This is a genomic window from Bifidobacterium sp. ESL0800 (assembly GCF_029395355.1).
Classification (GTDB): domain Bacteria; phylum Actinomycetota; class Actinomycetes; order Actinomycetales; family Bifidobacteriaceae; genus Bifidobacterium.
In genome coordinates this window covers 1,607,593-1,629,126 of the sequence record NZ_CP113913.1, presented here as the reverse complement: position 1 = coordinate 1,629,126, position 21,534 = coordinate 1,607,593, and the positions used below count along the sequence as shown (strand labels likewise).

Sequence of the window (21,534 nt, the reverse complement as noted above, 5' to 3'; positions counted from 1 at the left end):
AAGACCAAGCATTGGTTAGCACGAACATCTATTTCTCCTGTGTTTGAGGCCTGTAGTTTGCCGCGTTGAAAGCTATCCTGCCGAGCGTGACATTCAGACACCGCATGTTTCCCGCCATTTGGGCTTGCACCCTTTCGATGCTAGGCCGCAGCATGGGCAACAGACACCAGTATATGTGACGAAACTTGAATGAAGCGAACAAAACCTAGAGAAATGATGAAAGTTTTCTGGGAATTTCCGTTTTGAAGTGACACGAAGACTTGATTCGCTTCGCGATACCGGGAAGGAAGTATTTGGTCCATCTGTTTTTCTGTTGTTGTGATTTTGGTACATGTTGGGGCATCTGCGGATAAAACCTCGGCCCGGCAGGTAGGATGGCCGGTAATGAATACGAAATGGAAACAACGCTTGGGCCATGCCGCATTGCCGATATGTTCGGTTGCCGGCGTGCTGGCTGCATTCGGCATCGTCCTGGCATGGTTTCCCAAAACCGGGGACATGTGGAACCTGCCGTTGCAGGAGATCGATGCGCCGGCCCATTACTATTTCATTCGCAAGCTGCTGCGTGAAGGTCTCGGTGCCGCGACCCGGCTATGGCCGAACGACGCTTACTACCCGCCGTTGTTCCACATTCTTGCGGCCTCGCTCGTTTCACTCGGCAATCTTCTGCATATCAAAATCAATATCTACACTGCCTTCAACACCGTCTGGCTGGTGACTTCCGGGCTTGTCTGGCCGGCCGGGGTGTCGCTGTGGGCCAGCTATTTCACGCGAAAGGTCGATGGCAGATTCGTCGAAGGATGGCGCGGCCTCGAATCTTCCGTTCACATCGCTTTGAGACCCGTGAAGGGTAAAGGGAAATCAACGAAACGGGGGTTGCGTCATTCGTCTTCGCCTAGCGGTGTGGCAACGGCAGCCGAAACCCTTTCCGCCGGTGGCAGCGAAGACGACGGTTGGGATGAGATCGTCGATTCCGGTTCGGCTTCTTGTAGGCCTTTCTCGTGCGCGATGATGCTGATTGTGCCCTTGCTCGCGGTCGCTTCGGCCAGCCATCCGTTCCAGATGCTGGTCTCCGGCCCGCTGATCGCGTTCGGTTTGGCCACCACGCTCCTGCCGTTCTGGCTGTATGCGACGCTGTGTCTTTTCGACGCCATCGCAGAGCGCTACCGTATCTCACGGTGGTTGGTCGCGACCGTATTGCTCGGTCTGCTCTGCATCTTCGCGCACCCGCGCATCGCCTTCACCTGGCTGCTGTTGATGGCACCGTTCATGCTCATGCGCCTGCCGTGGAAAGCCATTGCCGGCCTGTTTGCTGCCGTTGTGGTCTGTGCGGTCGCATTCTTCTTCTATATGATCGGGCACTATCATTCGTCCCGCTATTTCGACCCGTCCAGCTGGTTCCATACCTACAAGCCCAACCGCACCGTGCCGGATGCCTTGCGCGTCTTGTTCACCGACAATGTAGGCGGTGCCGCCGGATGGTTCATGGCCGTGGTGGTCGCGGCCGCACTGGTGGCGGCGCTCGCTGTTGTATTGCGTTATGTCAAATCGAGACTTGTGATTATCAAATTCGACGGCCGCGCAGACGGTGAAGAGGTCGGTGACGGTTCGGCAGATGCCAACGTCTCCGCCGGTATTTCAGCCGATAATCCTCTCTGCGATGCCGAAAAATCGGTTGTTGCCCAATCTGGGAACGGCAAAGATGACATGTCCGCCGCTGGATTGGCTGGATCTGATGTCTTAACGGATGCCGGATGTGATTCCGACACGGTTGATTCCCGTGGCCACAGGTTCCCTCCGCGATCCACTGCCCCTGCGCACATGATGGCCAAAGACGCCGTGTCGCTGGTTCTCGCGTTTGTGCTGGTCGGGCTCGTGTATGTCTGCTCGACCTCGTTGACCGGATGGTTCCCGAATATCGTGGCCGCCGCATGGTATCGCGCCGAGACCCGGCCGCTGACGATGATTCCGTTCGCCGTCATCCCGCTGTTGGTCTTTGCGGCATGTGCGGTGTCCTGCTCGTGCGGAGGTGACGACAGCGGGACCGATGGCACTGCCGATACCCCGCATGATTCCGGTTCGGGCGCGAAGGTCTTGCAACGTGCTGCCGGTCGGGTCTCCGCAGGCTGGCTTTCACGCAACGGCGGGAAGGCGGTGTCGATCATGGTGTTGGCGGCGCTCGCGATTTCCTGCCAGTTCGGCAATGTGCCGCGCCAGGTCTTGGGGCAGTCATTGGCTTCCAATACCACGTTGGCGGGCAAACCCGAAAACGAACAGCTTACGCGCGCCAAATATGACGTGCTGAAGCAAACCGTCAAACTGACCGGTAACGCCTCGTTGATCATCTCCGATCCGCTCAACGGTTCGATGTACGGCTCGGCGATGTTCGACGCCAATATGCTCTATCCGATCTACAACGCGATGCATGAAAAGAACGGTGCGATCTTCGCGGCCACCGAATCGGCGTTCGAATCGGGAGACCCTGCGAAGCTGACCGCCACGACCTGCCCCGTCGACGGCAAGGTGCCGAAATACTTCCTGGCGATGGGCCCGCAGGCGCCGAGTCTGCAGATGTTCACGTTCCGCCAGCAGTACGATACGTTCCATCGTCAGGACCTGATCGACGGCTATGTGAAGGCTGGTACGCTCGTCAAGGTGCGTGATTTCAGCTCTTACGGTCCTTATGCCAAAAATTGGGCGCTTTACAGCATCAAGTGCGGGCAGTAAACGCGAAAGTAGGCAAGATAGTGAATCCCGTCACCCGATTCGGTTCGGGTTCAGAGTTCCTTTATATACAATGAGAATGTTGATGTTCGAAATGTAAGGAGACGGCATTATGGCTACATCGGTGAGCGACGCGAAAGTACTGATTATCGTACGCAACTGGGGAATCGAGGAGACCGAGATGACCCGGCCGCTGCGCGATCTGCGGGCCGCTGGGGCGCAGGTGACGTTGGCTGCCTCGGAGCTCGCGCCGATCGAGACCGTGCGGCACGACCGGTATGTCGGCGAAATCGTCGAGCCTGATACCACGTATGCTCAGGTTTCCGCCGACGATTTCGACATGCTCGTCGTGCCCGGTGGCACCTGCAACGTCGACCGTCTGCGTGTCGACCCGGCGGCGCAGAAGCTCGCGCAGGACTTTGCGGCCGCGGGCAAGCCGATCGCCTCGGTCTGCCATGGTGCGTGGCTTCTGGTCAACGCCGACATGCTCAAAGGCAAGACGCTGACCGCCTGCCGCTATATCGCCGCGGACCTCGAGAACGCGGGTGGCACGTACGTCGACGAGGAAGTTCACGTCGACGACGCCGAGGGCTGGAAGCTCATCACGTCGCGCAAACCTGCGGACCTTGATGCGTTTGTCGGCGCGATCAAGGATGCGCTCGGAAACTGAGCGCGGCCTGTCGCGACGGATCTCAGAATCATCGGAATGCCGACATTTCAAGAATCGCTGATGGCTTGAGTTGAATCGGTTCGTGATCCCGAGACGGTTCGTGATATTGAATTGACTTCGGATATCAAACGGCTGTGATGACGAATATGTAGCGTCATCATAGCCGTTGTTGCTATGTGCGGGAGCGATCGCAAGCGACTCTGTTCGCAGACACAGCCTAGAACGGCGTGGCCTAGAACAGCGCGCGGAGGATATCAACGAACTCGATGACGAGGGCGACGAGCAGCACGCCGAAGGCCATGACTGCACCGTTCGCCGTTCCCGCAGCGATATCGGAGGTGGCGGCCTGACCGGCGGCGAGGATGGCGGCGGCGATGGAGGTGCCGACCGCGCCCGCGAACTGCTGGGCGGTGTTGAAGATGGCGTTGCCCATGCTTTGCTCTTTTCCGCTCAGATGCGAGAGACCGGTGGTCATGATGTTGGCCGAGCTGATGCCGATGCCCAACATGTAAAGCAGATAGATGGCGGCCGCGGCCACGCTGGTGAGATTATGGCCGAAGGTGAAGAAGCATGTCATTGCCGCAATGGCCGCTACGCCGCCGAAGATGAGTGTCGGTTTCGCGCCCACGATGTCGAGGATGTGCCCGCCAAGTGGGGCGAAAGCTGCGCCGAGCACCGCGCCGGGAAGCAGGGTGAGACCGGCGACGAGTGCGGAGGAATGGTCGGCCAGCTGCAGGTAGTTCGGCAGAATGAACGAGAGGCCGAGCGAGACGACCTGCTGGAGGAAGAACGCGATGACGAAGCCGGAGAAGCGCAGATTGCGCAGGGTGCGGATATCGATGATCGGGGCCGTAATCTTCAACTGACGGGTGCAGAAGAGCACGAGCGCGACGAGCCCGACGACGATGGCGCCGCCGACCTGGATGCTCAGAATCGGCTTGGTGGTCATGGAGCTGAAGCCATAGATCAGGCCACCGAAGGTCAGCGCGATGAGGACGATGCTCGGAATATCGAAGGAGACCTTGCGGATTTCGCTGATTTGCTCGATGCAGGTGATGCCGAGAATCAGTGAGATGATGACGACGGGCATGAGGCATGCGAAGATGACGCGCCAGCTGGTGTTGGAGACAATGACGCCACCGAAGGTCGGGCCGATGGCCGGGGCGACGGCGGTCAGCAGCGTGCCGAAGCCCATCATCAGGCCGATGCGCTGCGGCGGCACCGTTTCCAGGATGATGTTGAACATCAGTGGCAGTGCGATGCCGGCGCCGATGCCTTGGATGACGCGGCCGGTGACCAGAAGTGCGAAGTTCGGTGTGACGATTTCGAGGATCAGGCCGGCGAGGAACGACAGGTTCGCCACGAGGAAGAGCGACTTGGTACGGAAACGCGCCTTGAGCATGGCGCTTAGGGGCACGACGATGGCGATGGTCAGGAGGTTGGCCGTCGTCACCCACTGCACGGTTTCTGTGTTGATGCCGAATTCCTTCATGAGCGTCGGGAACGTGACGTTCATGGCGGTTTCGACGGTTACGCCGCTCAACGAGAGCAGCCCGGCGGCGATGATGGCGCCGAAGACTTTGCCGGGGATTTTTGAGGGCTGCGCTTGCGACCGAGCGGTGTTCGCAGGCGCTGTTGTTGTTGATGTATGTGATGTCATGGATAGTGGCTTTCTTGAATGTATCGGATATTTGGTGTCTATGCCGTCTAAAGTGCCAATTTCATTGATCTTGGTGCACCAAGATGGCTGTTTTTTGATGATTGAGCCGTTAATTTACATTTTTTGGGCTGCTTGGTGCACCAAGATGCCTGTTTTTTGGAGAAATGTGGGTCATTCTTCCAAAATGGGGCTACTTGGTGCACCAAGATGCCCGAAAATTGAACTTATGACGGATACATATGAAGTTGCATGATTTCGGTTGTATTCGGCAGTGATCATTCTGTTGAATATCGGCAAGCCCATTCGATTAGCGAGGAGGCGCTGATTCGATCTCGTTGTCGTCGTTTTGTTGGTGGGCAAAGAAGGCCAGTGCGGCCTTGAAATCCGTGATTTGTGTAGGTGAGAAGCGGCGCTCGAACTCGCGTTGTTCATGGTCGATGTAATTGTGGATGGCCTCGACGTCACGCGTGGCGCGGGCAGTGAGACGGACGGTCTTGCGCCGAGCGTCGTCCGGGGCCTGCTCGCGGGTGAGCAGGCCCCGTGCCTCCATGCGTTGCAGGGTTACGGTGACGGTGGAGCGCTGGATATGGAACTCCTCCTCGATGGCGTGCTGGGCCACCTGCCCGCCCGGTTGCGAGCTCATGAAGTTGATGACGGCCATTTGCACTTCCGTAAGCCCGTATCTTGCGGCGAATCTTCCGAGTTCCTGCCCCATACTGCTCGAGGCTTGCTGCAACAGACGCCCGTAGTTCTCCGGACGCCCATCTGGCGTATCGGTCATTTTCGCTTACCTTCTCGACAGCCGAGCGCATGCAAGAAAACAAACTCGGCAAAATAATTCGTTAGCTAACTAACAAATACTATCGGAGGTCGAGACATTGGGAAGCGAATCCTGTGGTCGTGGCACGCCCAAAGTGGGGTATTGAAAAGCGCAATGGCGGACAATGACGGTTCTGGTTTGAAATGCGCTCGTTTGGGCGTGCAGGTTCGCTGAGTCTCTATTGCTTCATCCACTTGTCGCCGCGGGCGCGCAGGCCGTTGAACAGCGAACGGCCGCCGATGAAGACGACGTTGAAGACGGCCCAGAGCAGCACCATGCGCACGGTGGCGTTGGGGTTGTAGGCGCCGTCGATGAAGTTCAGGACCAGCACCAGCGGCAGGTAGACGACGGTGACGATCGAGCAGGTGATGGCGAGATATTGGTAGTCGCCCGCACCGATCAGGATGCCGTCGAGCGCCCACATCCAGCCGGCGAGGGGCAGGAAAATCGCCACGACGATGGTTCCGATGACGATGAGGTGTTGGATGGCGGCGTTGGGGCTGAACATCGGGGCGGCGAACAGACCGAAGACGATCAGGGCGATTCCGATGCCGATGCCGCCGTAGAACCCGGCCCGTGCCGAAATCCGCGTCATTTCGCGGGCGCGGCCATAGCGCTTTGCGCCGATCTCGGTGGCGATGAGCGCCTGGCCGGAGATGCCGATGGCGTCGAGCATGTTCAGCACGAAGTTCCAGCTCGAGTTGACGGCCTGGTAGCCGGCGAGGACCTCGGTGCCCATGTGGGTGGCGAGCACGACGGTGGCCACCAGGCAGATGCGCAGGGCCAGCGTGCGGATAAAGAGCGGCAGGCCGTCGGCGGCGGTGGAGGTGATGCCGGCGAGGCGTGGCGCCAGTGTTGCTCCGGCGTCGTGCGCCCATTTCAGAGAGGGGATGACCAGATAGATACCCATGAACCATTGCGCGATGAGCGTCGCCAGCCCGGAGCCCATGATCCCTAGGCCCAACCCAAAGACGAAAAGAAAATCGAGCAGGGTGTTGACTATTGCGCCCGCAACGGCGGCGACCAGCGTGATGCGTACTTTCTTGAGCCCTCGGAAGATGCCGTTGGCCGCATAGACCAGCAACATGCCGGGCAGTCCGAAAATGACGGCCTGCAGATAAATCGTCGCGTTGTCGAGTACGTCGCCGCGCGCTCCCATCAACGCGCACAGGGGTCGCGCTCCGAGGAAGAACGCCGCCGAAATGACGACGCCGATGATCAGCGCCAGCCACAGTCCGTCGACGCCGGTCTCAAGCCCCTCGCGTTTACGCCCAGCGCCCATGAGCTGGCCGACGCGCGAGGTGGTGCCGTAGGCGAGGAAGTTGCACAGCCCGGCTACGGTCAAAAGCACCGTCGAGCCGATGGAAAGCCCGGCCAGCGCGGTGTCGCCGATGTGGCCCACGATGGCCGTGTCGATCAGGACGAAAAGCGGGTCGGCGATGAGCTGGCCGAAAGTGGGAATGGCCAACGCCAGTATCTGTCGGTTGACGCGTCTGCGTTCGTCTCGGTCGTAGGTCGGGGCGTCGGTTGCCGATGGTTCGCGCAGCGCTGCCTTGCCTGTATTTTGGATATCGGCTGTCGTGTCTCCTGCCTTCTGGCAGGTCGGATCGTTCTTGCTTGTCGCTGGCGTTTTGGTCACGGTGCTTTATTCTCTGGATTCTTGATTTTGAGCGTTTCGGTTGCCATTGTAACGGCGCGGATGCTGGAGCACCAGCATTATATTGTGTTTTTGGTCATAGGCCGGCAAGACGGCGCTGAGGTTCGGCTTCCGAGCTTGTGCCGATAACCGCTTTGCGCTGTTTTCGGAGATTAAAAAAGGGCCGCACAACGGCAGACGTCGCGTAGCCCTTCACTCGGATTATTGAGTAATCTGCTATTGGCCGCTCCTTTTCAACTGGGGTTGAAGCACCTGCGTCATCGGTACCGCCGTGGCTACGACGATACCGGTCGGGCTTTATGCGCCCTTACGCATTTTCTTCCCTTCCATTCTCGAGTAAGTAAGAATGTGGCAATTGATATGCAAATGCCGTATTTCCCCCAGACTGAAAGAATACTTGGCGTATTGGACGGTTAAATGGAGTATTTAACCGGTGGTCGATAAGCGATTTAGCCAATATGAAATATCGTTTTACGGCGATTCATGCCTCAACAATATGCGCTGAATTGAGGGTGGGAGATCTGAAAGCAGATTCAAAGTTCGGATTGCTTTGTGGTTTTTAGGGACGTTAACCAGGTGCTTTGCTGTACTTCTTTTTCTATGTGGGTACACTTCGGTATAGCGTGATAGCGCGGTTGTTCGGTGCAGTGTGGTAGTCCTTATTATTATGTTGTGCCACACGCTACAGTGATTGTTCGCTGTATGCTGTGGGTAGTATGTCAAACGTAACCTCGAAACGTGAAGGAGCGGTTATGGCGACTGGTAAGAAACTTGTCATCGTGGAATCCCCGACCAAGGCGAAGAAAATCGGCGGATATCTCGGCAAGGACTATACGGTCATGGCTTCTGTCGGCCATATCCGCGACTTGGCGCAACCCAGCCAGGTGCCGGCCAGCAAGAAGGAGAAGTTCGGCCGCTTCGGCGTGGACGTCGACGACGGCTTCGAACCGTATTACATCGTCGGGCCGGAGAAGAAGAAAACCGTCGCGCAGCTCAAAAACGCGCTGAAGGACGCCAGCGAACTCTACCTCGCGACTGATGAGGATCGCGAGGGCGAGGCCATCGCGTGGCACTTGGTGCAGACGCTCAAGCCGAAGGTGCCGGTGCACCGCATGGTCTTCCACGAGATCACGCCTACCGCCATTCGTGCCGCCGTGGGCAAGACCCGCGACGTGGACGCCAACATGGTCGACGCCCAGGAGACGCGCCGTGTGCTCGACAGACTTTACGGCTATGAGCTTTCGCCGGTGCTCTGGCGCAAGGTCGGCCCAGGACTTTCTGCGGGGCGCGTGCAATCCGTGGCCACCAGGCTTATCGTGGAGCGCGAACGGGAACGCATGGCGTTCGTGCGCTCGCCGTACTGGGATGTCATCGCCGAGCTTTCTGCCCCGGATGCGCAGGGCGAGAACGTCGATTTCGAATCGCGTATGGTCTCGCTGGGCGGTTCTCGCTTGGCCAATTCCCGCGATTTCACCTCCACCGGTGAATTGACTGCCGGCGCAAAGAAAGACAATGTCTGCCAGCTTGACGAGGCCCAGACCAAGGCCATCGCCGCCGCGCTCGAGCACGCGCCGTTCACCGTGGTCTCGATGGAATCCAAGCCGTACCACCGCCGTCCGGTGCCGCCGTTCACCACCTCGACCATGCAGCAGGCCGCCGGCAACCGGCTCTCGATGAGCTCGCGCCAGACCATGCGGGCGGCGCAGGGCCTCTACGAAAACGGCTTCATCACGTATATGCGTACCGATTCCGTCACGCTTTCGCAGGAGGCCATCGCCGCCGCGCGCCAGTCCGTCACCAAGAACTTCGGCGCCGAATACCTTTCGGACAAACCCAAGCAGTACGCCACCAAGACGGCCGGTGCGCAGGAAGCGCACGAATGCATCCGTCCGGCTGGCTCGACGTTCCGTGATCCGTCCGAACTGGCCACGAAGGTGCCGCCGGACCAGCTCAAGCTCTATACCCTGATCTGGCAGCGTACGCTGGCCTCGCAGATGGCCGATGCCAAGGGATTCACCGCCACCGTGCGGCTTTCGGCATCTGCCGGCGATCGCGGCGAGGCCATCTTCCAGGCTTCTGGTACCGTCATCGAATTCCCTGGATTCCTCAAGGCCTCCGGCTGGCCGCGTCGTTCTTCGGGGTCCGCTTCCTCTTCGTCCGCCGCAGTCAAGGCCAAGGATTCCAAGGCAACCGCCAAATCGGGCAAGTCCGAAGACAATGAGGCACTGCCGCCGATGGAAACCGGCGAGGTGCTCAACGCCACATCGGTCACCGCCGACGGCCACGAAACCCAGCCTCCCGCCCGCTACACCGAGGCGTCGCTGGTCAAGACGCTTGAAGCCAAGGAGATCGGCCGGCCGTCGACCTATGCCAGCATCATTTCCACCATCATCGACCGTGGCTACGTCTACGAGCGCGGCCGCGCGTTGATTCCCTCCTGGCTCGCCTTCGCGGTGACCAAGTTGCTCGAGACGAACTTCCCGAAGTACGTGGACTACCAGTTCACCGCCGATATGGAGAACGGGCTCGACAAGATCGCGCAGGGCAAGGAGACCAGTAAGGAATGGCTCACACGCTTCTACTTCGGCGACGGCGAGGACACCGCGAAATCCACCGATGACGCGCACGCCGGCCTGCAGCAGCAAGTCGCGCAGCTCGGCGACATCGACGCCCGCGCCATCAACACCATCGAGATCGGCGACGGTCTGCAGGTGCGTGTCGGACGGTATGGCCCGTATCTTGAGGATACGAAGAACCTCGACGCCGAGGGCAACCCCAAGCGCGCCTCGATTCCCGAGACAATGGCGCCCGATGAGCTGACCGTCGAGGCCGGGCACGAGCTGATCAAGAACAACGCCGGCGGACCGCGCGTATTGGGGAAGGATCCGGCGACCGGCGGCACCGTCGAAGTGCGCAGCGGCCGGTTCGGGCCGTATGTCGCGCTGATTTCTCCCGAGGCCGAAGCGGAAATGAAGGCCGAACGCGAAGCCAAGGCGGCTGCGGCGAAGGCCGCAAAAGCCGGTAATGCCGCCGATTCCGTCGAAGCGGCCGATGGCAAGGGCTCCAAGTCGTCCAAGCCCGCTGCCAAGACCCGTGCCAGGAAAACCGCCAAATCCGCAGTGCCCAAGCCCAAGATGGCGTCGCTGTTCAAGACGATGAGCCCGGATACGGTCACGCTTGAACAGGCGCTGAAGTTGCTGAGCCTGCCGCGCGAAGTCGGCAAGTACGACGAGACGGATGCCAAAACCGGTGAAACCAGCGAGGCCGTCGTCACCGCGAGCAACGGACGTTACGGCCCCTACCTCACCAAGAAGAGTGCGGACGGCAAGTCCGAGACGCGTTCGCTCGGCAGTGAGGACGAACTGTTCACCGTCGATCTCGACAAGGCCAAGGAACTGTTCGCCCAGCCAAAGTACGGTCGCGGCCGCGGCAGGGGAGCGGCCAAACCGCCGCTGCGCGAGCTCGGCGCCGACCCGGAGAACGGCAAGAACGTGACCATCAAGGACGGTTTCTACGGCGCTTACATCACCGACGGTGAGACCAACCGCACGCTGCCGAAGCAGTACACCCCGGAGTCCATCGACCCGGCCACCGCCTTCCAGCTGCTTGCCGAAAAACGAGCTGCCGGTCCGACGAAGCGTCGCGGCCGCCGTAAGACAACGACTCGCAAGACGAGTACGCGCAAGTCGTCGTCTGCCAAAAAGACGACGGTGCGTAAGAGCACCAGGAAGACCACGACCCGCAAGACGGCTGCCAAGAAGTAAGCTTAGGGTCTGCTGATTTGCTGATCTGTCGCGTATCCCGTTCCTGTTGGCTCAGGACGGGATACGTTGTTATAGAGCGGATTGGCTGGCGTGGGGCAGCTGGTGGAATCAGCAATGTCGGCAAGCGCTGAACCCATACCGGCAATCGGACGAATGTGGATGATTGGCCGAATATTTGGCTGATAGCCGATAGATGTGGATAGGCGATGACTGTCGGCACCCCTGAATGTGGATAACTAACCGGCGTCGGCCGCGACACGCCTCAAATGTGGATAACCCCTATCATCCGACCACAGTGCTCTATTTTGTCACGGTAATCTCGCGTTTTGTGCTTCTATGGAATCAAAGGCGATTCGAGTCGAAGGAAAGGAGCGGAACGTGGCGTATTCACCCTCGTTGAGCGTCGGCAAACGAAGGCCTGTTGATGGGCGTAACTCAGCCAGTAAGAGCAGATTCGCAAAGACGAATCAGTGGATTTCCAACGGTGCCAATGCGCCCAACCTGTCTGATCGTGCTGGTGCTCGCGGCACCTCTCGTCCTCCCGCTTCTCCGCTACAATTGGCGGTATTGCAGGAGGAAAGGAGGTGCAACATGCAATGTGACGACCTTTTTGAGATGGACGGCGTTCGGCTTGGCTATACCGAAGATACCGTTACGATTACCGAAGTCGATTATGGCCGCAAGGCGGTCTTCGACAACAAGGGAAATGTTCTTTCTTCGAATTTCCCCGATGATTTCATGCCATTTCTCTTGAATTATTACAAGTTGAATTATGACTTGGTACAAGGCTCCCGCGAAGACGATAGGGAGTTCGGCGATGACTGAAAAATTTATTATTAAAGGTTACGAGATTTCATTCAACGTCCACGATGGAGACCACGGGGTTCACGTGCATGTTTCGCAAGGACGCGACAGGGATATGGCGAAGTTTGTGCTGGGCGCGGACGGCGATGTGGTGCTGGCGCACAATAGGGGAAAGATTCCGCCGAAAATTCTGAAGAAGATTCGCAATGATTTGGCTCGTCGGCATGCTTTTATCGTCAGTGCTTGGGACAGAACATTCGGAGATCATCATTTCGACCGCTGATAGAATCCGATGCGCGCATAAGATGGATATTGAAAGCAGGTTGAACTGGAGATCTGGATTTGTTCGGAATAAAGAATATAGGGCTCTGACGTAACGACTGAGCGTTCTGACAGATTGTTTTAAGTAGGATCGAGGATTATGAGCGGGGTGTTTATTTCGTTTGAGGGTGTCGACGGCGTGGGGAAGACCACGCAGGTCGAGCGTCTGAAGCGTTACGTCGAGGAGATGGGACGCGAGGTCGTGGTCACCCGTGAGCCGGGCGGCACGAAGCTTGGTGTGGATTTGCGGCAGCTGCTGCTGCACGGTGGCGATATCGCGCCGCGTACCGAAGCATTGCTGTTCGCCGCCGACCGTGCCCAGCATGTCGCCGAAGTCATCCGACCGGCACTCGCTCGTGGGGCCGTGGTCATTTCCGACCGCTATATCGACTCGTCGCTGGCCTATCAGGCAGGTGGACGGGAGCTGACGCAAGAGGAAGTGCGCAAGCTGAGTCTGTGGGCGACGAACAACCTGCTGCCGGAACGCACCTATCTGCTGGATATGGACCCTGCGGTTTCGCACGACCGTCTTGAGCACAGCGAAGATCGCATGGAATCGGCCGGCGACGGGTTTCAGCAGCGTACGCGACAGGCGTTCTTGGACCTGGCGGTGGCTGAGCGGTCGCGGTTCAAGGTCATTGATGCTTCGAAGCCGATCGATGAAGTGTGGCGGCAGATTCGCGGCGATGCCGATGAGCTGCTGGCGGATTGGTCGTGTGGGTTGTAAGACAGGTAAGCAGGCTTAGTTATTGTCGTGTAATGCATGATTTATGGTTTGCGATCTGCAGGTGATTGACCAAGCTGATTCGGTGCGCGACGATTTGTCGTGTAGCGGCTATCGTGCAGACGATTACGTCGACTTCGGACAGGGCATATGGGAGATTGGCGTCATGCTCTCGTCATCAGCTATCGGCGGCAGGCAATAGTGTGGTGATGGCGCAACAGGTGAAAAACGGAGGAACAATGAGCGTATGGGACTCGATCGTCGGCCAGGATCAGGTCGTGGGGCAGCTGCGTGCCATTGCGTCCGGCGACCCCAAGGCCATCGCCCAGTCGTGGCTGATTTGCGGGCCTCCCGGATCCGGCCGTTCCAACGTGGCGCGCGCTTTCGCCGCGGCTTTGGAGAGCCCGAGCCATGGCTTGGGTGATGAGCTGGAGCGTTCCAGCGAGCAGGTGCTGGCCGGCACGCATCCCGATGTCACCGTATTGGCGACGAACAAGGTGACCATCGGCATCGACGAGGTCCGCGACCTGATCGAGACCTCCGAGCAGACCCCCAGCATCGCGCCGTGGCGCGTCATCATCATCGAAGACGTCGACCGCATGCTCGAACGCACCACCAACGTGCTGTTGAAAGAGGTCGAGGAACCGAGCCCCCACACCATCTGGCTCCTCTGCGCGCCAAGCGCCGAAGACGTGCTGCCGACCATCCGTTCGCGCACGCGTATCGTCAACCTTGCTGTGCCTTCGACGCAATCTGTGGCAAAGTTCCTGGAAACGCAGGAGAACATCGAACCCAAACTGGCCGAGCAATGCGCGCGTCTGGCCGAAGGGCATATCGGCGTGGCCAAGCTCTATGCCACCAACGAGCGCGTGAGGGGCGACCGCGCCGAACTGGTCTCAGGTGTGCTCAATATGGGCAAGGCCTCGGATGCCGTGCTGCTCGCCGGCCAACTCATCGACAATGCCAAGGCCCAGGCGCAAAACGACGTCGAAGAGAAGGCGGGAGCGCAGGAAGCCGAATTCCGGCGCATCAACGGCCTGGGTGAAAAGGACCGAATTCCGCCGCAGCTTCGCGGCGCCTTCAACCAGATCGGCAAAAAGGCCGATATCAAGCGCCGGGCCACCAGACGCAGCCGCGATGTGCTCGACCGTGACCTCAATACCGTCGCCAGCATCTACCGTGACGTCGCGGTGATTCAGAACAATGCGGTGGATTCAGCCGGTCTTATTAACAAGGAGAAACGTTCGTCCCTGGTCAACCTCGCCGAGCGCCTGACCCGCCAGAGCGTGGTCGATCGTCTCGAATCGATATCCGTGGCCCGTCGCCGGCTTAACGGCAACGGCAACCAGACCCTGCTTTTCGAAGCCCTGTTCTGCGCGTTGCTGGTGTGAGATCTACGTATATTGTATTACTTGTATTCCGTCATGTCGCTGAAACGCCGAGGACTGTTTGGCTGAGGATTGTGGGTAAGGAACGCGTGAGCCGCACTTCCCGCGCCTGACTGTTTATGATCAGCGCGGGTCGGCCATGTCGCTGGTGCCGATGCGAGGCGAAGATGTCGATTCCCGGCGGATCACTTGCGGGGCAAAGGCCGTATGCGAAGGAAGATGGCGTTTGCCGCTGCGTTTCAACTCGATAAGCCGCAGGGCCTCCTGCGCCATCTCCTCGTATGGCGGCCGCAACGACGTAATCGAAGGCCGGCATGACGTCGCGAGCAAGGTGTCGCCATAGCCGATGACATTGACCTCATCGGGAACCGAGATTCCCAGTTGCCGCAACGCCATGATGGCTCCGGCCGCCACTTCATCCGATCCGCAAAGTATGGCGTTTGGCCGATCGCGGTTGTCGTCTTGAAAAGTCTTGAGAATGTCGTCGTATCCGCGTTGCAACGTGCATTCGCCGAAGGTGATCCATCGCGGTTCGTGCAGATAGCCGGTGATCTGATCGGAATACTGGAATGTCACCAAGGCGTCGGTTGCGTTGTCGGTGTCGATTTGAGGGTTCAGAAACATGATCGAAGTGCCGTTGTGATCGGTGAGATGGGTGATCGCTTCCTGCATTGCCGTCGCTACGTCGACCCCGATCCAGTTGATGTGGGTAGAGGTGCTTTTCCCGGAGATCTGAATGATCGGCGTCTTTTCTTCGGCAAGCTGGGCCAAGGCGGGTGAAAGGTCCATTCGGGGCCCGGGGACGATGACAATCCCGTCGACTCCACGCTCGAGCAACATCTGAAGTCGCTCTTCAAGTTCGTCTTCCTTCTTGCCGGTGCTTATCAGAAGATACTTGCCGGATTCGCGCGCCTTGGACTCCAGTTCGGTGACCAGGTTCGCTGAGAACGAATCGATGGGTTGGGCGATAACGGCTGCGATGATATTGGTGATATCGCTGCGCAGGCTGCTCGCGGCAGGATTCGCGGAATAATGCAGTTTTTGTGCAGCGTCGCGTACTCTGCGGGCGATGTCGTCGTCTTTTTTCCGGCGTCCTGAAAGCACCCTGGAAACAGTGGCTGTCGAAACATTCGCCAATGCTGCGACTTCGGTTATTGAATTGTTCGGATTGATGTGTTCCGAGCCTCTGCCTCGCGGTCTCATGCTTTCTCCCCACAACAATCCGATAGTACGGTGACGATTCTATGCTTGGGCAATACCAAAGCCGTCGTCATCATCGATTTCAATTATAATTTTTTTCTCCTTATCTGTTAATTGTGTCCATGACTGTTCTACACAATACATGCAGACGAGCGAAAGAATAGAGAAATGTTCAATCTTTCGCCCGCCTGCATTGCTGTTTTCGCTATTCGGCCTGTGTGAGTATTTCGATGAGCTTATCGGCCTGTTGCTCTGCTTCGTCGCCGTTGACGGTAATTTCCACGGTGTCTCCCTGCTTGATGCCGAGGGCCATTATTGAAAGGATGCTGGCCGCGTTGACGGGTTCGCCGGGTTTCTTCGCGATGGTCACCGTGCAACCCGATTCGCCGACCGCTTGGGTAAACGACGAAGCCGGGCGGGCGTGGATTCCTACTGGATCGGTGATGGTCGTGGTGCGTTGTGCTGTTGCCATGAAAACTCCTTTGGTTGTCTGCATGCGTTGAGGCTTGTACGCATGAGCATGAGTATAGCAGCTTGAAGCCACCCTAAAGCTGATTTTCAGAAAACGTTTACCGTCTTTACAAAGCTGTTTTTATAGTGTATTATCAAAATTCAGAAACAGTTTACTGAAAATGCATCGTAGCTGGCAATGATGATTGTTGGCTGTTTTGTACTCAAAGGAGCGAAGATGAAGATTGAAGGTTCCGGTATCGGCAGAGGCGCTGCAGTCGGATCGGTTTTGCGTTTTTCGGCTCCGTTGCCACAACCTTCCGACCAGCCTCGCGAGAGTTCAGTAAGCGAAGAGGCCGAGCTTTCCAGAGTCGCGGTTTCGTTGAAAGCGGTGAACGATAATCTCAAAGCTCGTGCCAAGAACGCTGCGCAAGGTGATGACGGAGCCAAGAAAGCGGCTCCGATTCTCGAGGCTTTGGCCCAAATGACCGCAGACCCAGCCCTCGCCGAATCGATTAATCAGCATATTCGCGAAGGATTGAGCGCCGAGCGTGCCACTTTCGAGGGTTTTGCGGGATTCGAGACGACGCTCACGGCTCTCGGCGGGTATATGGCCGAGCGTGCCGCTGATCTGCATGATGTGGGTCAGCGCGTCATCGCCGATCTGATGGGCGTTGCGGCCCCGGGAGTTCCGGAAAGCGACAAGCCGTTCGTCTTGGTGGCGCAGGATCTTTCCCCTGCAGATACCGCTGCACTTGATTTGACCAAGGTCCTGGCCATTGTCACCAGCCAGGGAGGGCCGACGAGCCACACCGCGATTCTGGCGCGTGCCCGTGGCATTGTCGCCGTCGTCTCTGCGACGGGAGCCGATGATTTGGCAAACGGCACCACCGTGGTGGTGGACGCCCGGCACGGTGAGGTCATCTGCGACCCGACCGACGAGCAGATCGCCCAGGCCGAAGCCGTCAAGGCTCGAGTGGCCCAGGCCAAACAGCTTCGTGGCAAGGCCGGTTCCTTCAAGGACGGCCACCCCGTCCCGCTGTTGGCCAATGTGGGCAAGCCCGAGGATGCCGATCCCGCGTTTGAGTACGGTGCGGAAGGCGTGGGTCTGTTCCGTACGGAATTTCTTTTCCTCGGCAATGAGGAGGCTCCGGGCGTCGAGGAGCAGACCAAGGCGTATGCGCAGCTGCTCAGCCGCTTTCCCGGCAAAAAGGTCGTCATCCGCTTGCTTGACGCGGGTGCCGACAAGCCGTTGCCGTTCCTCACTGCCGAAGATGAACCGAACCCGGCGTTGGGCCTGCGTGGCCTGCGTACGTTGCGTGTCCATCAGAAGGTCCTCAACGATCAGCTCGATGCTTTGGCTGCCGCCGACGCCCAGACCGATGCCGATCTGTGGGTCATGGTCCCCATGGTCACCGACGAGCAGGAAGCCGAGTATTTTGTCAGGCTCGGCAAGTCCAAAGGCCTGAAAAAGGTCGGTATCATGGCTGAGGTCCCCTCCATCGCCTTCATGGCCGAAGAAGTCTCCAAAGTGGCTGATTTCGTCTCCATCGGCACCAACGATCTGACGCAATATACGCTCGCTGCCGACCGTACGCTTGGTTCCGTTTCCAACTATCAGACGGCATGGCATCCGGCGGTGCTGCGTGCCATCAAGATGATAGCCGACGCGGGAAACGCCAACGGCATGCCGGTAGGCGTGTGCGGTGAGGCCGCCGCCGATCCGGAGCTTGCGGTGGTGCTTGCCGCCATCGGTGTCAACTCGCTGTCGATGACCCCGGTCGCATTGGACGATGTTCGTGCCCAGCTCGCCGATACGACTTGGTCGCAGGCTCAGGAGAAAGCCGACAAGGCGCTTCGAGGCGATTTCTATCACTCGATTATGGCTCAGTGACGGCCAACCATACGAAAACATCGCGGAGCAACGGTAATTTTAGTGGTCGCTTCGCAACAAAGAAAGGAAAGATCGTGGCCAATAACGATGCAACAAGCGATATCGACGGTTTCCTGCCTGATTCCTCGTTCCTATTGGATGTGCCGGCTAAGGATTGGAAGGATGCCATCCGTCTGGCGGGCAAAGGGTTGGTGGCTTCGGGCTTCACTACCGATGCCTACACCGACGAGATGATCGCCACCGTGGAGAAGATGGGCCCCTATATCGTCATTGCCCCCGGCATGGCGCTGGCTCATTCCCGTCCGTCCGACGCGGTGCTTCACACCGGTCTGAGCTGGGTGAGGCTTTCCACGCCGGTCGAATTCGGCAGCAAGGCCAATGATCCGGTCGGTCTCGTCATCGGGCTTGCAGGCCATGACGAGAATGAGCATATCAAAGTCATGTCCGCAGTTGCGGGCGCGCTTTCCAAGCCCGAAAAAGTCAAGGAACTCGCCACCGCTGCGACTGCCGACGAGATCAGGGAAATCCTCAATCGCTGAATCATTTTTGCAATAGGTCAATAAATTGGTCGTCCATCCCGTTTCCGTCTTTGCGAGGTTGCGCGATGGCGTAGGAAAGGAAAAAGATTATGGATATTTTGTGCGTCTGTGGGCATGGAATCGGCACTTCGGTGCTGCTGAAGGTCAATGTCGAATCCGTCGCGTCCGATCTCGACATGGATGTCAACGTCACCACCGCTGACATCGGCGCAGCCAAGGGCACCGCCGATGCAAGCGACCTGGTCATGACTTCGCCCCAGCTGGCTCCTCAGCTTGACGGTGTTACCACGCCGATCGAGACCGTCAACAACTTCATGGACACCGACGAGATCAAGGCGATTCTCGAGAAGTACGACGACTGATTGTCTTATCGACCGGTTTCGGGGCTTTGCGCCCCGGAATCGACGCGATGAAGAAGAGAACAACAAAACAAGAAAGAGAGTATAAGGACAATGAATGTTCTTGCTACCATTTTTAACTTTATAAGCCAGCAGATACTCAACGTGCCGGCTTATATCATCGGTCTGGTCGCGGCTGTCGGCCTGATCGCCCTGAAGAAGAACGTGGGCCAGATTATCTCCGGCGCATTGAAGGCCGCGATGGGCTACCTGATTCTTCAGGCCGGTGCCAGCGTGGTTTCCGGTTCGCTGAACCCATTCGGCCAGCTGATTTTGAAGGCGACCGGCGCTCACGGCGCCATCGCCACCAATGAGGTCATCGTGGCGCAGGCGGCGAAGGACTTCGGTGCGTCCTCGGCCTATATCGTCGTTATCAGCTTCGTGCTGATGCTGCTGCTGGCGCGCTTCACCCCGCTGAAGTACGTCTTCCTGACCGGCCATCACATGGTCTTCATGTCTACTCTGCTGGCTCTGGTGCTTTCCTTCGGCTTCGGTGCGAAGAACTCCTGGCTGGTCGTCGGCCTGGGCGCCATCCTCATGGCCGTCATCATGGTGGCCACCCCTTCCTTCGCGCAGCCGTTCATGAACCGCATCACCGGCAGCGATCAGATTGCCATCGGCCATTTCGGCACGCTGAGCTATGTAGTCTCCGGCGCGCTGGGCACGGTTGTCGGCAAGAAGTCCAAGTCCACTGAGGACATCAACTTCTCCAAGAACACCAGCTTCCTTCGTGATTCCATGGTGTCCACCACCGTGCTCATGATCGTTCTCTACCTCGTTTTCGCGGTGATCGGCGCATTCGCGCTGCCGGCCAAGGTCGCGTTCAGCGTCTTCCCGTCCGCGCCCAAGGACTACGGTGCCTACTTCATGGCCGCTTTCGGCCAGGCTCTGCAGTTCGGCATCGGCATCGCCATCATCCTTTACGGCGTCCGACTGATTCTCGGTGAACTTGTCCCGGCTTTCCAGGGCATCGCCAAGAAGGTCGTGCCCGGCGCCAAGCCCGCGCTGGACATCCCGATCGTCTTCCCCTATGGCTCCAACGCCTCGCTCATCGGCTTCCTTTCTTCCTTCGTGGGTGGCTTGGTTGCTCTGGCGGTTATCGCCGTCTGGCTTGGACCCATGTGGGGCCTGGCGCTCATCCTCCCTGTCCCTCACTTCTTCGGCGGTGGTGGCGCCGGCGTGTTCGGCAATGCCACTGGCGGTCGTAAGGGCGCCATTCTCGGTGGCTTCGTCACCGGCATCATCATCACGATTCTTCCTGCCATGCTCATGACCGTTATGGGCAGCTATGGCCTGAAGAACGCCACGTTCAGCGATTCCGACTTCTGCTGGTACGGCCTGATCGCCGGCAAGCTCTCGAGCTTCGGCCCGGTGGCCGGCACGATCAGTCTGCTGATCGTCGCCGCTGTGATCTTCGGCCTCGCTTGCCTGTGGCAGGTGAAGGTCGTCAACAAGGGCTGGGTCCCCGGCGCTGCGCACGCCGCCTTCATCGAGAGTGTCAAGAAGCAGGAAGACGCCGAGCGTGAAGCGGAACGTGCAGCCGAGAAGGCCGCCAAGAAGGCTGCCAAGGCCGCTGCTGCTGCCAAGGCCTGAGTAATCACTCAAGCCAGATGATTGCCGCTGGTTTGCGAATATCAGGGTAGCGGTATGTCAGTGTGATGATGGGTTCGGCCAACGTGTGCAATACGTAGTCGAGCCCATCTTATTATTCCCGTCATGATCCTCACCATGATCGTTGCGGGCGCAAGAGGAGAGAAACGAAATGGCAATGACTGATGGCAATATCGCAGCCGGAACGTTGGTTTTGCTGCGGCATGGGCAGACGGTGTGGTCGCAAACGGGCCAATACACCGGTCGGACGGATATTCCGTTGACAGCGCAAGGCGAACAGCAGGCGAGAGACGCCGGAGAACGGTTGCGCGCCCGGCTGCCCGAAGGCTTCGAGAGCGACTATGTGTTCTGCAGTCCGCTGGCGAGGGCACGCAGGACGGCTGAACTCGCTGGTTTCCCGGATTACCGGGAATGCCCTGACATCATGGAATGGAACTACGGTCTTGCCGAAGGACGTTCTCCGAAGCAGATCGACGAGTTGCTTGGTCACCATTGGGATCTGATGGAGGATGGAGTCTCCAAGCTGCCATCCAGCTTCGCCGGCGATTGGACCGACCGTCTGCCGGACGGCACCGAGATCTGCGTACACAACCACGGAGGCGAGAGCATCGAAGACATCGCCGAGCGCGCGCGTAAGGTCGTCGAACGCGTCGACCCGATGATTCGTGAAGGCCACAATGTCCTGTTGGTCGCTCACGGACATATCCTGCGTATGTTGGCGACCCAGTGGCTGGGCGTCGAGCCGATCGTCGCGAACCAGCTGCGTCTTGGCACGGCCGCCTTTTCGCTCTTCGGCGTCTATAAGGGGCGTCGCGTGCTGCGCAACTGGAATCTATGACGCTTGCGTCCAAAGGCTTTACGGTCGTGAGACTTTGGATGTTGTTGTTTTTCCCGGCCCTCCCTGCCGAGG

The 21,534-nt window shown here is 58.6% G+C and carries 18 protein-coding genes; 13 read left to right on the top strand and 5 right to left on the bottom strand.

The window, feature by feature from the left end; genetic code table 11:
* Positions 1-318: 318 nt before the first annotated feature.
* Together OZX75_RS06375 and OZX75_RS06370 are read left to right on the top strand one after the other, a co-directional pair.
* Entirely contained in the window at positions 319-2,727 is a 2,409-nt protein-coding gene (locus OZX75_RS06375; RefSeq protein ID WP_348519484.1) for a DUF6541 family protein, read from the top strand.
* Positions 2,728-2,836: 109 nt separating this feature from the next.
* Positions 2,837-3,394: a type 1 glutamine amidotransferase domain-containing protein gene (locus tag OZX75_RS06370; RefSeq protein ID WP_277145818.1), complete on the top strand. Its 558-nt coding sequence runs from the start codon at positions 2,837-2,839 to the stop codon at positions 3,392-3,394.
* Positions 3,395-3,626: 232 nt separating this feature from the next.
* On the opposite strand, the gene OZX75_RS06365 is transcribed toward OZX75_RS06370, so the two are convergent.
* The 3 genes from OZX75_RS06365 to OZX75_RS06355 all read right to left on the bottom strand — a co-directional run bounded on the left by OZX75_RS06365 (position 3,627) and on the right by OZX75_RS06355 (position 7,513).
* Positions 3,627-5,054, bottom strand: coding sequence for an MFS transporter (locus OZX75_RS06365; protein WP_277145817.1), 1,428 nt, complete (start codon positions 5,052-5,054; stop codon positions 3,627-3,629).
* A 307-nt stretch (positions 5,055-5,361) separates the two neighbouring features.
* The gene (locus OZX75_RS06360; RefSeq protein ID WP_277145816.1) at positions 5,362-5,835 is read right to left on the bottom strand and encodes a MarR family winged helix-turn-helix transcriptional regulator; all 474 of its coding nucleotides are present in this window, start codon (positions 5,833-5,835) and stop codon (positions 5,362-5,364) included.
* Positions 5,836-6,052: 217 nt separating this feature from the next.
* Positions 6,053-7,513 (bottom strand): MATE family efflux transporter, encoded by a 1,461-nt coding sequence (locus tag OZX75_RS06355; RefSeq protein ID WP_525930234.1) that lies wholly within the window; start codon positions 7,511-7,513, stop codon positions 6,053-6,055.
* A 770-nt stretch (positions 7,514-8,283) separates the two neighbouring features.
* Here OZX75_RS06355 and topA point away from each other — a divergent pair.
* The 6 genes from topA (at position 8,284) to OZX75_RS06325 (ending at position 14,535) form a co-directional block, all read left to right on the top strand.
* Positions 8,284-11,295, top strand: coding sequence for a type I DNA topoisomerase (gene topA, locus OZX75_RS06350; RefSeq protein WP_277145815.1), 3,012 nt, complete (start codon positions 8,284-8,286; stop codon positions 11,293-11,295).
* A gap of 378 nt (positions 11,296-11,673) precedes the next feature.
* Complete coding sequence (locus tag OZX75_RS06345; RefSeq protein WP_277145814.1) at positions 11,674-12,120, top strand: hypothetical protein; 447 nt, start codon at positions 11,674-11,676, stop codon at positions 12,118-12,120.
* Positions 12,113-12,382 carry a DUF4160 domain-containing protein gene (locus OZX75_RS06340; protein WP_277145813.1) on the top strand — a complete coding sequence of 90 codons (270 nt, stop codon included), beginning with the start codon at positions 12,113-12,115 and terminating at the stop codon, positions 12,380-12,382. Before OZX75_RS06345 ends, OZX75_RS06340 begins: the two co-directional genes overlap by 8 nt.
* Before the next feature lie 138 nt (positions 12,383-12,520).
* On the top strand, positions 12,521-13,147 hold the full coding sequence (tmk, locus tag OZX75_RS06335) for a dTMP kinase (RefSeq protein ID WP_277145812.1): 627 nt from the start codon (positions 12,521-12,523) through the stop codon (positions 13,145-13,147).
* A 43-nt stretch (positions 13,148-13,190) separates the two neighbouring features.
* Complete coding sequence (locus tag OZX75_RS06330; protein WP_277145811.1) at positions 13,191-13,346, top strand: hypothetical protein; 156 nt, start codon at positions 13,191-13,193, stop codon at positions 13,344-13,346.
* A 37-nt stretch (positions 13,347-13,383) separates the two neighbouring features.
* Positions 13,384-14,535: a DNA polymerase III subunit delta' gene (locus tag OZX75_RS06325; RefSeq protein ID WP_277145810.1), complete on the top strand. Its 1,152-nt coding sequence runs from the start codon at positions 13,384-13,386 to the stop codon at positions 14,533-14,535.
* 120 nt (positions 14,536-14,655) lie between these two features.
* On the opposite strand, the gene OZX75_RS06320 is transcribed toward OZX75_RS06325, so the two are convergent.
* Together OZX75_RS06320 and OZX75_RS06315 are read right to left on the bottom strand one after the other, a co-directional pair.
* Positions 14,656-15,735: a LacI family DNA-binding transcriptional regulator gene (locus tag OZX75_RS06320; protein ID WP_525930233.1), complete on the bottom strand. Its 1,080-nt coding sequence runs from the start codon at positions 15,733-15,735 to the stop codon at positions 14,656-14,658.
* Positions 15,736-15,937: 202 nt separating this feature from the next.
* The gene (locus OZX75_RS06315; RefSeq protein ID WP_277145808.1) at positions 15,938-16,204 is read right to left on the bottom strand and encodes an HPr family phosphocarrier protein; all 267 of its coding nucleotides are present in this window, start codon (positions 16,202-16,204) and stop codon (positions 15,938-15,940) included.
* A gap of 216 nt (positions 16,205-16,420) precedes the next feature.
* Here OZX75_RS06315 and ptsP point away from each other — a divergent pair, with 216 nt between their 5' ends.
* The 5 genes from ptsP (at position 16,421) to OZX75_RS06290 (ending at position 21,462) form a co-directional block, all read left to right on the top strand.
* Positions 16,421-18,076: a phosphoenolpyruvate--protein phosphotransferase gene (gene ptsP / locus OZX75_RS06310; protein ID WP_277145807.1), complete on the top strand. Its 1,656-nt coding sequence runs from the start codon at positions 16,421-16,423 to the stop codon at positions 18,074-18,076.
* Between the two features lie 74 nt (positions 18,077-18,150).
* Positions 18,151-18,615, top strand: a complete 465-nt coding sequence (locus OZX75_RS06305; RefSeq protein WP_277145806.1) for a PTS sugar transporter subunit IIA — start codon at positions 18,151-18,153, stop codon at positions 18,613-18,615.
* A gap of 89 nt (positions 18,616-18,704) precedes the next feature.
* Entirely contained in the window at positions 18,705-18,977 is a 273-nt protein-coding gene (locus OZX75_RS06300; protein ID WP_277145805.1) for a PTS sugar transporter subunit IIB, read from the top strand.
* A gap of 90 nt (positions 18,978-19,067) precedes the next feature.
* Positions 19,068-20,606 (top strand): PTS ascorbate transporter subunit IIC, encoded by a 1,539-nt coding sequence (gene ulaA, locus OZX75_RS06295; protein ID WP_277145804.1) that lies wholly within the window; start codon positions 19,068-19,070, stop codon positions 20,604-20,606.
* A gap of 169 nt (positions 20,607-20,775) precedes the next feature.
* A complete protein-coding gene (locus tag OZX75_RS06290; protein ID WP_525930232.1) occupies positions 20,776-21,462 on the top strand; it encodes a histidine phosphatase family protein in 687 nt (228 codons plus the stop codon).
* The last annotated feature ends 72 nt before the right edge of the window (positions 21,463-21,534 follow it).

What these genes read in the sequence shown, in the direction of transcription:
- OZX75_RS06300 (WP_277145805.1), top strand. Translation starts at nt 18,705, where the DNA reads ATGGATATTTTGTGCGTCTGTGGGCATGGAATCGGCACTTCGGTGCTG.
- OZX75_RS06330 (WP_277145811.1), top strand. Translation starts at nt 13,191, where the DNA reads ATGGTTTGCGATCTGCAGGTGATTGACCAAGCTGATTCGGTGCGCGAC.
- tmk (WP_277145812.1), top strand. Translation starts at nt 12,521, where the DNA reads ATGAGCGGGGTGTTTATTTCGTTTGAGGGTGTCGACGGCGTGGGGAAG.
- OZX75_RS06320 (WP_525930233.1), bottom strand. Translation starts at nt 15,735, where the DNA reads ATGAGACCGCGAGGCAGAGGCTCGGAACACATCAATCCGAACAATTCA.
- OZX75_RS06315 (WP_277145808.1), bottom strand. Translation starts at nt 16,204, where the DNA reads ATGGCAACAGCACAACGCACCACGACCATCACCGATCCAGTAGGAATC.
- ptsP (WP_277145807.1), top strand. Translation starts at nt 16,421, where the DNA reads ATGAAGATTGAAGGTTCCGGTATCGGCAGAGGCGCTGCAGTCGGATCG.
- OZX75_RS06325 (WP_277145810.1), top strand. Translation starts at nt 13,384, where the DNA reads ATGAGCGTATGGGACTCGATCGTCGGCCAGGATCAGGTCGTGGGGCAG.
- topA (WP_277145815.1), top strand. Translation starts at nt 8,284, where the DNA reads ATGGCGACTGGTAAGAAACTTGTCATCGTGGAATCCCCGACCAAGGCG.
- OZX75_RS06370 (WP_277145818.1), top strand. Translation starts at nt 2,837, where the DNA reads ATGGCTACATCGGTGAGCGACGCGAAAGTACTGATTATCGTACGCAAC.
- ulaA (WP_277145804.1), top strand. Translation starts at nt 19,068, where the DNA reads ATGAATGTTCTTGCTACCATTTTTAACTTTATAAGCCAGCAGATACTC.
- OZX75_RS06340 (WP_277145813.1), top strand. Translation starts at nt 12,113, where the DNA reads ATGACTGAAAAATTTATTATTAAAGGTTACGAGATTTCATTCAACGTC.
- OZX75_RS06365 (WP_277145817.1), bottom strand. Translation starts at nt 5,054, where the DNA reads ATGACATCACATACATCAACAACAACAGCGCCTGCGAACACCGCTCGG.
- OZX75_RS06360 (WP_277145816.1), bottom strand. Translation starts at nt 5,835, where the DNA reads ATGACCGATACGCCAGATGGGCGTCCGGAGAACTACGGGCGTCTGTTG.
- OZX75_RS06290 (WP_525930232.1), top strand. Translation starts at nt 20,776, where the DNA reads ATGGCAATGACTGATGGCAATATCGCAGCCGGAACGTTGGTTTTGCTG.